The organism is Modestobacter sp. SYSU DS0904, from assembly GCF_054051115.1.
Window position 1 is genome coordinate 115,609 of record NZ_JBJHAQ010000005.1, and the last position, 11,391, is coordinate 126,999.

Here is an 11,391-nt window from a genome sequence, read left to right on the forward strand (position 1 = left end):
AGTTCTGGGCCGCTGACGTTCAGGCACCGCCCGTCATCCACAGGGAGTCAGCGCGGTGCCCCTCCGCTGGGGCAACCTGCCCGGCATGTACGAGCTCGCTCCACTGCTCCCCGACGGCGTCGCCCGACGCGACGAGCTGACCCTCGCGACCAGCTCGAGCAGCGTGGCCAGGTGGCTGCGGACCGGCGAGCTGGTGCTGGCCCACGCGGGTGTGGTGGTCTTGCCGGACCGGGCCCAGGAGTGGGCGGTCCGGGCGCGGGCGGCCACGCTGTGGGCGCGGGGGCCGCTCAGCCACCTGTCGGCGCTGGCCGCCGCCGGGCTGACCGAGCCACCCCGGGGCCCGATCCACGTGACCGTGCCCGCCGACCGGTTCCCCCGCGGCTGCCCGGACGTGGTCGTCCACCGCACCGGGCTGCCGATGGGCCCGACCCAGGGGTTCGCGCCGCCGCGTCTGCCGGTCGCCCGCAGCCTGGTGGACGCCTGGACCTGGGCGCACACCCCGCGACGGAACCCACGAGCGTCGCAGCAGCAGCCCGTGGCGCGGCACCTGGTCATCGAGTGCGTCCGCCGGCGGGACGTCCACGTCCGCGACCTCCGGCGGGCATCGGACCGGCAGCCGACGCACGGCGGCCGGGTGGCGTTGTGCGCTCTGCTCGACCTGGTCGAGGGCGGCTGCCAGAGCGAACTGGAGATCTTCGGGGTGATCCATGTGCTCCGCATTCCCGGCATCCCCGCGCCCGTGCAACAGCACCGGGTCTTCCTGCCGAACGGCCGGCACGTCGACCTCGACGCCGCCTACCTAGCCGCGAAGGTCGGCATCGAGCTGGACGGTGCAGCGTTCCACGGGAGCGCCGAGGACCGCGAACGGGACACCCGCCGCGACGCTGCCCTCGCTGCCCTGGGCTGGATCACCTTGCGGTTCAGCTACCGGCGGCTCACCGGAGAGCCGGCCACCTGCCAGCGGGAGATCGAGGCCGTTGTCCGCCAGCGTATGGATCCTTGAACGTCAGTGGCCCGGAACCACGCGGGTTCTGGGCCACTGACGTTCAGCGCTGATAGGTCAGGCGCTCTTCTCGCGGGGCGCGCGGCTGGGCTTGCGGGGCACGATCGTCGGGTTCACGTGCTCCAGCACGACGTCCTTCGTGATGACGACGGTGGCGACGTCCTCACGGCTGGGGATGTCGTACATGACCGACTGGAGGACCTCCTCCATGATCGCCCGGAGCCCACGCGCGCCAGTACCGCGCAGGATCGCCTGGTCGGCGATCGCTTCCAGCGCGTCGTCGGTGAACTCCAGCTCGACGCCGTCCAGCTCGAACAGCCGGCGGTACTGGCGCACCAGGGCGTTCTTCGGTTCGGTCAGGATGTTGATCAGGGCCTGACGGTCGAGCTTCTGCACGCTGGTGATCACCGGCAGGCGGCCGATGAACTCGGGGATCATCCCGAACTTCATCAGGTCTTCCGGCATGACCTGCGCGAAGGCGTTGGCCTCCTCGATCTCGGCCTTGCCGCGGACCTCGGCGCCGAAGCCGATGCCCTGCTTGCCGGTGCGGGCCTCGATGACCTGGTCCAGCCCGGCGAACGCGCCACCCACGATGAACAGCACGTTGGTGGTGTCGATCTGGATGAACTCCTGGTGCGGGTGCTTGCGCCCGCCCTGCGGCGGCACCGACGCCGTCGTCCCCTCGAGGATCTTCAGCAGCGCCTGCTGCACGCCCTCACCGGAGACGTCGCGGGTGATCGAGGGGTTCTCGCTCTTGCGGGCGATCTTGTCGACCTCGTCGATGTAGATGATGCCGGTCTCGGCCCGCTTGACGTCGTAGTCGGCGGCCTGGATCAGCTTCAGCAGGATGTTCTCGACGTCCTCACCGACGTAGCCGGCCTCGGTCAGCGCGGTGGCGTCGGCGATCGCGAACGGGACGTTGAGCATCCGCGCCAGGGTCTGCGCCAGGTGGGTCTTGCCGCACCCGGTGGGGCCCATCAGCAGGATGTTGGACTTGGCCAGCTCGACGGAGTCGTCGCGGCTGCCCGTGCCGCCCCCGGCCTGCACCCGCTTGTAGTGGTTGTAGACCGCCACGGCCAGCGTGCGCTTGGCCTTGTCCTGGCCGATGACGTACTGCTCGAGGAAGTCGTGGATCTCCTTGGGCTTCGGCAGCTCGTCGAACTTGAGGTCCGACGACTCCGAGAGCTCCTCCTCGATGATCTCGTTGCAGAGATCGATGCACTCGTCGCAGATGTAGACCCCGGGGCCAGCGATGAGCTTCTTGACCTGCTTCTGGCTCTTCCCGCAAAACGAGCACTTGAGCAGGTCGCCGCTCTCACCGATACGTGCCACCTGGCTGACCTCCACCTCGAGAGGGACGGCACTGTGGCTGCCCCGGTACGCGTTGTCGTGCCCTGTCGACGCCCGATGTCGTGGGCGCCTGCGGATGTCCCTGCGGTGCTGACCGAACGGTGCGGACCGGGGATCGGGCGTTCGCTGAACCTACCCGGCCGGTGTGACGTTCCGGGGTAGGAACGCACCCTGGACGTCCGGTACGTCACACCCGCCCCGGCTCCCCCGCGACGCCGCCGGCGACGGGCCGGTGGTCTCGCGGATTGGGTGAACGGTACGGGCCGGGAGCGCGACACGCGCGGCCCCGGCCCGTCCGCTCGGGTCGATCACGCCGGCAGCGCGTTGAGCTTCCGGCTGGCGATGACCTGGTCCACGATCCCGTACTCCTTGGCCTGCTCGGCCGTGAGGATCTTGTCCCGGTCGATGTCCTTGCGGACCTGCTCCTGGGTCTGGCCGGTGTGCCGGGCCAGGATCTGCTCCATCTGCACGCGGACCCGCTCGATCTCGCGGGCGTGGATCTCCAGGTCGGTGACCTGGCCGCCGGCCTCGCCGGAGGGCTGGTGGATCAGCACCCGGGAGAAGGGCAGCGCGAGCCGCTTGCCCGGCGTCCCGGCCGCGAGCAGGACGGCGGCCGCGGAGGCGGCCTGGCCCATGCAGACGGTCTGGATGTCGGGCCGGACGAACATCATCGTGTCGTAGATCGCCGTCAGCGCGGTGAACGAGCCACCGGGCGAGTTGATGTACATGGTGATGTCGCGGTCGGGGTCGTTGGACTCCAGCGTGATCAGCTGGGCCATGACGTCGTTCGCCGACGCGTCGTCGACCTGCACCCCGAGGAAGATGATGCGCTCCTCGAAGAGCTTGTTGTACGGGTTGCTCTCCTTCATGCCGTAGCTCGTGCGCTCCACGAAGGAGGGCAGGATGTACCGGCTCGAAGGCATCTGGAAGTCGCTCATGTCAGTCCTCCGACCGTTCAGTTCTCGGTGACCGGGTTGTCGGTCTGCGTGGTGCTGGACGCCCGCGTCACGACGTGGTCGACGAAGCCGTACTCGAGGGCCTCCTGCGCGGTGAACCACCGGTCGCGGTCGGAGTCCTTCTCGATCTGCTCGACCGTCTGCCCGGTGAACTGCGCCTGCAGCTCGTTGAGCTGGGCCTTGGTGTTGCGGAACAGCTCGGCCTGGATGGCGATGTCGGAGGCGGTGCCGCCGACGCCGGCCGAGGGCTGGTGCATCAGGATCCGGGTGTGCGGCAGCGAGTACCGCTTGCCCTTGGTGCCCGCGGTGAGGAGGAACTGGCCCATCGAGGCGGCCAGGCCCATCGCGTAGGTGGCGACGTCGCAGTCGATGAACTGCATCGTGTCGAAGATCGCCATGCCGGCGGTCACCGAGCCACCGGGCGAGTTGATGTACAGGTGGATGTCGCGGGTGGGGTCCTCGGCGGACAGCAGCAGCATCTGCGCGGCGAGCTGGTTGGCGATCACGTCGTCGACCTGGCTGCCCAGGAAGATGATCCGCTCGCGCAGCAGGCGCTCGTAGACCGAGTCGTTGAGGTTCATCCCCCCGGCGGCCGCACGCAGCAGCGGCATGCTCGCCAGGTTCGGGTCTGTGGTGCTCACGGGTGCGGTGACCTCCGTAGGACTGCGGTGCAGTCGGTCTGGTGGAACGGGTGGGTCGGTGGTCTCGGTGCGGTCGCGACCCCCGCCGACGGGTGCCGGCCGGTGGTCTGGCGGTGACCGCCTCGGTGTCACGTCGACCCTAACGCGCAGCCCCGACGCCTTCCTCCCGGTCCGGGCCGGTGTTCGCCGTGGGCGCAGCGCACGACCCGGGTCGCGAGCGCGGTACCCGGGAACGACAGCGCCGCCCGCACCCGAGGTGGGTGCGGGCGGCGCTGGGCGACCGGTGGGAGGTCAGGCCTTGTCGGTGCTGCCCTCGGCGTCGTCGACGGCCGCCTCGGCCTCGGTCACCGACTCGTCGGTGGCGTCGTCACCAGCCTCGTCGCCGGCCTCGTCGGCGGTGACCGTCTTCGGGCGGAGCGCCTCGAGGTCGACCACGTTGCCCGACGCGTCGGTGATCGTGGTCTGCTCGAGCAGCTGCGCCAGCGCCTTGGTGCGGCGGACGTCGGCGACGAACTCGGCGATGTTGTTGCCCTGCTGCAGCTGCTGGGCGTACTGCTCGGGGCTCACCCGGTTGCGCTGGGCCTGGGCCATGATCTGCGCCGACAGGTCCTCGTTGTCGACGGTGACCTCGCGGGCGTCGGCGATCGAGTCGAGCACGAACTGCGTCTTGACCGCCTTCTCGACGTTCTCGCGCATCTCGGCGTCGTAGCCCTCGCGGCCGCCCTCGATGCCGGCGGCGGAGAAGTAGGCGTCCCAGTCCATGCCGGCCTGGAGCAGCTCGCGCTCCATGGCCTGGCTGCGGAAGGCCAGCTCCTGCTCGACCAGCTTGTCCGGCACCGGGACCTCGATGGTCTCGAGCAGGTGCTCGACCAGCTTGTCGCGGGCCTGCGCGCCCTGCTGCAGCACCTTGGTGCGCGACAGCCGGGTGCGGACGTCGTCCTGCAGCTCGGCGAGGGTGTCGAACTCACTGGCGATCGAGGCGAACTCGTCGTCCAGCTCCGGCAGCTCCTTGGACTTGACCGAGCGCACCGTGACGGTGACCTCGGCCTCCTCGCCGGCGTCGGGGCCGTTGAGCAGCGGGGTGGTGAAGGTGGCGCTCTCGTCGGCGGACAGCCCGCGGACGGCCTCGTCCAGGCCGTTCATCAGGTTGCCGGAGCCGACCTCGTAGGACATCCCGGTGGTGCTGCCGTCCTCGAGCACCTCCCCGTTGAGCTTCGCCTCCAGGTCGATCGAGACGTAGTCGCCGTCCTCGGCGGCCCGCTCGACACCGGTGAGGGTGGCGAACCGCTCGCGCATGACGGAGATCTGCTGCTCGATCTCCTCGTCGGTGACCTCGACGTCGTCGACGGTGACCGCGAGCGAGTCCAGGGCGGGCAGCTCCAGCTCGGGGGCGACGTCGACCTCGGCGGTGAAGGCCAGCAGCTCGCCGTCCTCGAGGCGGGTGACCTCGACCTCGGGCTGGGCGATGACGCGGACCTGGTTCTCCCGGACCGCCTCGGAGTAGACCTCCGGAACGGCGTGCTGGACGACCTGCTCCAGCACGACGGGGCGGCCGACCCGCTGGTCGATCACACGGTTGGGCACCTTGCCGGGGCGGAACCCGGGGATGCGCACCTGGTTGCGCAGCTCCTTGTAGACCTCGCCGAAGGCGTGGTCGAGGTCGCTCCACGGCACCTCGATCGCGAGCCGGACCCGGGTCGGGCCCAGGTTCTCGATGGTGCTCTTCACAGCGCAGCGCTCCTCGTGATGGGGACAGACTCGTGGGGCGCGACGCCTGACGGCGCCGCAACTCCCCACGAGTCTAGAGACGTGGGATCCGTGTCGGGGTGGCGGGATTTGAACCCACGGCCCCCCGCTCCCAAAGCGGGTGCGCTACCAAGCTGCGCCACACCCCGTGGCCGCCTGAGTGTAGGCACCCCGGCCACCGGTATCCTGCGCGGGCACCGCGAGGTGCACTGCGGGTGGACTGTGTGAGAGAACGCCGGACGCCCACGTCAGAGCGGTGTTCTCTCACAGCTGGAGAACCAGTAGGCCCTTAGTCGCGAACGCGTAGCCGCCTCCGGCCCCGAGGTGCCCGAACTCGTGAGGGCCCGCCTCGCCGAGATCGCAGGTCAGTCGGGGGCGGTGTGAGGCGTAGCCCCACCTGACGCAGGCCACCGGAGAGACCCGGTGACGTCGGCGCGATCACCTAACGTGGTGGGCGTGCCACCATGCGTACTGCACGCCTTCATCGACGAGGCTGGGCAACGTTCGTCGAGCAAGTCCTCGTCCGACGAGCCAGGTCGTCGTCGACCTCGACCGGGTCCCCAAGCACGGCCTTGAGGTCAGGACGGCCGAGAAGCGGATGGTGGCCGTCAAGGAGCGGCTGCCTGGGATGGACGCCGTCCTCTACGACGCCGACATGTCCGGCGAGGTCATCGGCCGACTGTCCGGCGACCACGGGCTGGCCGTCGTCTCTCCTGTCTCGGCGGTGGCGGCGACTGACGACAAGCCGCGAGTGGAGAAGTCCAAGTTCATCCGGACCTACACCCGCCAGCACAACGGCCGAGACTGCCGGCACTCCCTGTACTACTACGGCGGGCGCATCGTTGAGACGGGCAAGGAGCCAGCGACGGCAGCCTCCCCTTGCGCGAACTCCGCTACCTCGGCGCCCGCCGCAAGACCAATCAGGCCGAGCTCGACCGTCGCGAAGCCGAGAAGAACGGCACCCCGTCCACCCGGCGCGCTCGCCGCGGCGGCCGGGACGTTTCGGCCTACCAGTGGTGGGCCGAGTACGAGCTGCAGTGCGGCGACCACGTCGACGTCATCCGCGAGCGCACCCTCACGGACCTGAGTACCGACAAGATCAACCGCAGCGAGAACGTCCGCCAGGTCCCGCCCGGCACCTGCCTGTACAAGGAGCTGTACCCGCACGGATCTAGCATCGAGGGCTTCAACAGCTGGGTCGACGGCCGCTTCTGGCTGCGCCGGGCCCGCTGCAAGGGCGCCGACCGCCAGCAGCTCGAACAGCTCGGCATGGTCAGTCTGTACAACGCTCTGGTCTGGCGGGCCAACCAACATCAGCTCGCGCCACCGGACGAGCTGCCGACCGCCGCGTAGCGGACCTCAGCCTCGGCACCAGCCCCGCCACCTCACACACCCGCCCCGCCACCGTGCCCGGCGGCGAGCCAGCATGCTCTGGAGCAGGGCCATCGGCGTTCACCGAGCCGCCGAGCCCCCCGACCGCGCGCGATCACGCACCCCCACGGCCGCCGGGCCCACCGCGCGCTACCCTCTACACGGACCGGGAACCCGGTTGATCTTAGCTGGCCTTGATCAACTCGGTTTTTTCACAGTGGGTGGACGGGTTTTGTGACACGTTCTGTCCCACAGTCCTGCGGGTGTAGCTCAATGGTAGAGCCCCAGCCTTCCAAGCTGGCCATGCCGGTTCGATCCCGGTCACCCGCTCCGCGCATAATCGCAGGTCAGGTCGCCCGTTAGGCGGGTCGTGAATGGGTCACGCCGGGCGGCTCGATAGGGCCAGGCAGAGGCCCTGTTCACCCCTCCGGGTGGACTCCCCCGTGACGACAACGGGCCACGCGGAGGGCCCGAGGTCGTGCCGCGCGGCGATCCACCGGGCGACGTCCTCCACCGGCACCGCCAGCCGCTCGGCCGCTGCCCGGCTGTAGATGACGAGCGCGAAGACGGCGTACTGCCACAGCGGGGTCCGCCACCAGCCGGCGTCGTTCACCAGGTCAGGCTGCAGCCGCCGCGCATGCAGGCGGCGGCGTACAGGGCGTACTGGCTGTTGCGGTGCTCGACGCGGCTGCGGACCGTCACCTTGGGGGCCACCCTGCTCGACGAGGGCGAATACCTGTGCTCGCTGTCGACCACGCACCGGCTGCTGCGCGCTGCCGGCCAGTCCGGGGAACGCCGCGCACGGCCCCCGGCCAGCGTGCACGCCGACCGCGGCACCTCGATGACCTCCGCGCCGGTCGCTCAACTGCTCGTCGAGCTGTCGCCCGCTCCCACTCCCGGCCGCACGTGTCCAACGACAACTCGTTCAGCGAGGCGCAGTTCAAGACGATGAAGTACGCCCCGGCCTTCCCCGACCGGTTCGGCTCACTCGCCGACGCCCGCGCGTTCTGCGAGGCGTTCTTCACCTACTACAACCATGAGCACCGGCATTCCGGCCTCGGGCTGCACACCCCGGCCTCGGTTCATCACGGCACCGCCCCCGAGATCCGCGCCCAGCGCGCGGCGGCCAACCCCACGCGCTTCGGCCGCCGACGCCCGACCCCGCCGCAGCTGCCGACCTCAGCCTGGATCAACCAGCCCAGCAGGGAGGCCATCATCCAGAGCACCTGACGCGATCTTGTCTCAACCGGCTTGGCACTTCCGCGGGGCCACCCCGAGCAGATCGACGAATCCGCAGCACGACAGCGAAGCGTCCGTCAGCCGGAGAGTCAGACCAGCCGGGGTGACCTCGTCTCTCACATCCTCACTGTCAGTGCGGTCACGGCTCGGGGTCGCCGCCGCGGCCTCGGTCGTGGCGCAGCAGGCGGGCGCAGCCGAAATTGCCGGAGCCCGTGCACGGACCGGCAACGCCGACAACGGCTACCCGCGCGCCAGCCCCAGTGCGTACTCCGGCCAGAACCGGCCCGCTGGAGGACCGCCGTTGCACGTCCCGTCGGACTCGCCGGGCGTCTTGACCCAGATGAAGGCGTCGACCAGCGGGTTGCCCGTGTGCGTGGTGGTCTCCTGCCCGAGCGCGCGCCCGGTGGGGTTGCACCAGTCGTCCCCCGGCCCGTTGCCGTTGCGGCTGGTGTCGACGACGAAGTGGGCGCCGCCGGCCAGTGCCGACAGGGCCGACCCGTAGGAGACGTTGCCCTCGGTCCCCTCGAAGTTCGACACGTTGAGCGCGAATCCGTCGGCGTCCTCGATGCCGGCTGCGAGCAGCCGCTGGGCCATCGTGCCGGCGTCGATCCAGTTGGCGTGCCCCGCGTCGATGTAGGTGTGTGTGCGAGGGTGTGCTTCCAGGACCGTCACCGCCGACCGGACAACGCGCAGGCGCTCGTCCGCCTCACCGCAGAGGAGCGCCAGGGTGTCCGGCTCGACGACGACGACGGCCTCGGCGTCCCCGATTCCCGCGGCGACCGCGCGGATCCAGCTCTCGTAGCCGGCTACCGACTGGGCGCCGCCGTTGGAGGCCGAGTGGCCGCCGCAGTCGAGGTTCGGCGCGTTGTAGGCGACGAACACCGGAACCGCACCCTGCGCCTGCGCCTCGGCGACCCGCTGTCGGACGGCGGAGGTGACGTCGGGGACCCAGGCGCCGAGCCAGGTGGCCGTGGGTACGCCCGCCATCTCGGCCAGCAGTGCCGCATCGGCGGGGTTGCTGCCCTGGAGCCGGGCGGACGCCTCGGCGGCACCTGCGTTGGGGCCGTACAGCGTGTCGCCGGCGAGCGGTCCGGCGACCGGAGCACCGGCAGCGGACGCGCCGGCCGCCGGGGTCCCGCTCCCGTCCACATGGGAGACCTGGATGTCCGTGGCCGCCGCATCCCGAGGCTCCTCGACGTCCGCGGGCTCGTGCAGAGCGACCCCACCGGCCGATTCCTGCTCCGGCTCCGAGGCACCGGAGCCCTTCGGGGCGGCCGGCGCCACGCCACCCGGCTCAAATGCCCCCAGCTCCGGCGCGACGCCGCCCGCGAGCTGCTGCTCGACCGCGCCGGGGGCCGGCGCCTCGGTCGTGCCGGGGGTCAGCGGTTGGCAGGCGGCCAGCGCCGGGACGACGACGGCCGCCACCAGCAGACGCAGCCGCCCAGCTCTCGTCGGTCCGCTCACCCGGCCGGACGAGGGCACCAAGTCGGGTGACGGATTAACTACGGAGCGTTGATACACCGCGCAAATGTAACCACTCGATTCCTTACTGTCACCAGCCAACCGAAGAGAAGCCCGGTCCACCGCATCCCTGCTGCGCAGACCACGGCCACGGACGTCGTCAGCGGCGTGCATGTGGAGGACGGGTGTGAGTTGCGGCACCCGGACGGCGGGCGGGCGCGGCTGCCATGCCCGGAGATCGGGGTCGTCGCGTCAGCGGACACGCCGCCACGCGGTAACGGCGCACGCGGCGACCCTCGCTCTGCGTCGTCGGCGGTCGCCGAGCCGCTCCACCGCAGAGGCTGCGGCTCGAGGGCAGGCCAGGACCGGAGCACCATGGTGGGTACGACGCCCTCGGCGGCTCCGCTGGGGGCAGCCGTCACCTGCTCCGGTGACGGTCGACGGAGACGGGGCCCAGGAGAGCGAGAGGCTGTTCATGCTCTGGTGCAGACGCGGCGCGACTGCGGTGCTCCTGCTGTCCGTGCTCCCGGTGGCCGGCTGCAGCACCGACGCCCCGAACCGGGACGCGGCCGTCGTTCCCAGCTCGCCGTCGGCACCGTCCGTCGAGGAGGTCGGGCGAGAGTTCCTGGCCGACTACGTGAGGCCGGAGGGCCGGGTCGTCCGCCACGACCAGGGCGGCGACACGGTCAGCGAGGGTCAGGCCTACGCCATGCTCGTCGCCGCTGGGATCGGCGACGACGAGACCTTCCGCGCGGTGTGGTCCTGGACCCAGGACAACCTCCGCCGTCCCGACGGCCTGTTGAGCTGGCGGTGGGCCGACGGCGCGGTGGTCGATTCGTCGTCGGCCGCCGATGCCGACCTCGACGCGGCGCGCGCCCTGGTGGTTGCCGGGGAGGCGTTCGACGATCCGGAGCTCACGGCCGCGGGCGTTGCCCTCGGGCAGGCGGTGCTCGACCTGCAGACGGTCGAGATCGACGCCGGTCGGGTGCTCGTGGCCGGCAACTGGGCCACCACCGCGCCCTTCACCTACAACCCGAGCTACCCCTCCCCCGCGGCGAACGCCGTGCTCGCGGAGGCCTCGGACGATCCGCGTTGGGCCGAGCTCGACGCAGGCACCCGCGCGGTGACCGAGGCCCTCCTGGACGACGGCACCCTGCCTTCCGACTGGGCCGAGATCCGGGAGGACGGAACCGTCTCCCCCACGGCTGGCCCGATGGGCCGAGGGGGCGAGCTCGTGTACGGCTTCGACGCCGCCCGCCTTCCCGTGCGCTTCGCGGAGTCGTGCGACGAGGAGGATCGCGCGCTGGCCGCCGCACTGGCCGATCCCCTCGACGGCGCCGGGGACGCCGCGCGGCTCGACCTCGGCGGCCAACCGCTCGTCGACTACGACTCCGTGGTCGCGGCCGTGGCGCAGGCAGCGGTCGCCGCGGCGGGAGGCGACGAGGACGCCGCGGCTCGCGAACTGGCCGACGCCGCCGCGATCGACGAGGCCACCGACACCTACTACGGCGCCGCCTGGAACGCGCTGGGCCGGCTGCTGCTGACCGACGAGTCGCTCGGTGGCTGCCCACCCGCCTGATCACGGGGGGGGGTGCAGCCGCCGGGCGCCTCGGCGGACGACCGG

The 11,391-nt window shown here is 70.9% G+C and carries 9 protein-coding genes, 2 tRNA genes and 1 pseudogene; 5 read left to right on the plus strand and 7 right to left on the minus strand.

What is annotated here, in order from left to right; translation table 11 throughout:
• Positions 1-55 precede the first annotated feature (55 nt).
• On the plus strand, positions 56-1,003 hold the full coding sequence (locus ACI79U_RS05150) for a DUF559 domain-containing protein (protein ID WP_457069048.1): 948 nt from the start codon (positions 56-58) through the stop codon (positions 1,001-1,003).
• A gap of 57 nt (positions 1,004-1,060) precedes the next feature.
• On the opposite strand, the gene clpX is transcribed toward ACI79U_RS05150, so the two are convergent.
• From clpX to ACI79U_RS05175, 5 genes are all read right to left on the minus strand, one after another.
• Positions 1,061-2,335 (minus strand): ATP-dependent Clp protease ATP-binding subunit ClpX, encoded by a 1,275-nt coding sequence (clpX, locus tag ACI79U_RS05155; protein ID WP_457069046.1) that lies wholly within the window; start codon positions 2,333-2,335, stop codon positions 1,061-1,063.
• Positions 2,336-2,661: 326 nt separating this feature from the next.
• The gene (locus ACI79U_RS05160; protein WP_457069044.1) at positions 2,662-3,291 is read right to left on the minus strand and encodes an ATP-dependent Clp protease proteolytic subunit; all 630 of its coding nucleotides are present in this window, start codon (positions 3,289-3,291) and stop codon (positions 2,662-2,664) included.
• Positions 3,292-3,308: 17 nt separating this feature from the next.
• Positions 3,309-3,950, minus strand: a complete 642-nt coding sequence (locus ACI79U_RS05165) for an ATP-dependent Clp protease proteolytic subunit (RefSeq protein WP_457069042.1) — start codon at positions 3,948-3,950, stop codon at positions 3,309-3,311.
• 291 nt (positions 3,951-4,241) lie between these two features.
• Positions 4,242-5,678 carry a trigger factor gene (gene tig, locus ACI79U_RS05170; protein ID WP_457069039.1) on the minus strand — a complete coding sequence of 479 codons (1,437 nt, stop codon included), beginning with the start codon at positions 5,676-5,678 and terminating at the stop codon, positions 4,242-4,244.
• 93 nt (positions 5,679-5,771) lie between these two features.
• A tRNA-Pro gene (locus tag ACI79U_RS05175) sits at positions 5,772-5,845 on the minus strand.
• 730 nt (positions 5,846-6,575) lie between these two features.
• On the opposite strand from ACI79U_RS05175, the gene ACI79U_RS05180 reads away from it, so the two are divergent.
• Both ACI79U_RS05180 and ACI79U_RS05185 read left to right on the plus strand, forming a co-directional pair.
• Positions 6,576-7,049 carry a hypothetical protein gene (locus tag ACI79U_RS05180; RefSeq protein ID WP_457069037.1) on the plus strand — a complete coding sequence of 158 codons (474 nt, stop codon included), beginning with the start codon at positions 6,576-6,578 and terminating at the stop codon, positions 7,047-7,049.
• 277 nt (positions 7,050-7,326) lie between these two features.
• Positions 7,327-7,397: transfer RNA gene (locus ACI79U_RS05185), tRNA-Gly, on the plus strand.
• 49 nt (positions 7,398-7,446) lie between these two features.
• On the opposite strand, the gene ACI79U_RS05190 is transcribed toward ACI79U_RS05185, so the two are convergent.
• Positions 7,447-7,680 (minus strand): hypothetical protein, encoded by a 234-nt coding sequence (locus ACI79U_RS05190; RefSeq protein WP_457069035.1) that lies wholly within the window; start codon positions 7,678-7,680, stop codon positions 7,447-7,449.
• Between the two features lie 96 nt (positions 7,681-7,776).
• On the opposite strand from ACI79U_RS05190, the pseudogene ACI79U_RS05195 reads away from it, so the two are divergent.
• Positions 7,777-8,297, plus strand: a pseudogene (locus ACI79U_RS05195) (transposase); the annotation flags it as partial.
• Positions 8,298-8,546: 249 nt separating this feature from the next.
• Here ACI79U_RS05195 and ACI79U_RS05200 read toward each other — a convergent pair.
• Positions 8,547-9,770 carry a glycoside hydrolase family 6 protein gene (locus tag ACI79U_RS05200; protein WP_457069033.1) on the minus strand — a complete coding sequence of 408 codons (1,224 nt, stop codon included), beginning with the start codon at positions 9,768-9,770 and terminating at the stop codon, positions 8,547-8,549.
• Positions 9,771-10,197: 427 nt separating this feature from the next.
• On the opposite strand from ACI79U_RS05200, the gene ACI79U_RS05205 reads away from it, so the two are divergent.
• The gene (locus ACI79U_RS05205) at positions 10,198-11,346 is read left to right on the plus strand and encodes a glycosyl hydrolase family 8 (RefSeq protein WP_457069031.1); all 1,149 of its coding nucleotides are present in this window, start codon (positions 10,198-10,200) and stop codon (positions 11,344-11,346) included.
• Positions 11,347-11,391: the final 45 nt, after the last annotated feature.

Excerpts from the sequence above, each read along its gene's own strand:
- ACI79U_RS05160 (WP_457069044.1), bottom strand. The coding sequence starts at position 3,291 with ATGAGCGACTTCCAGATGCCTTCGAGCCGGTACATCCTGCCCTCCTTC.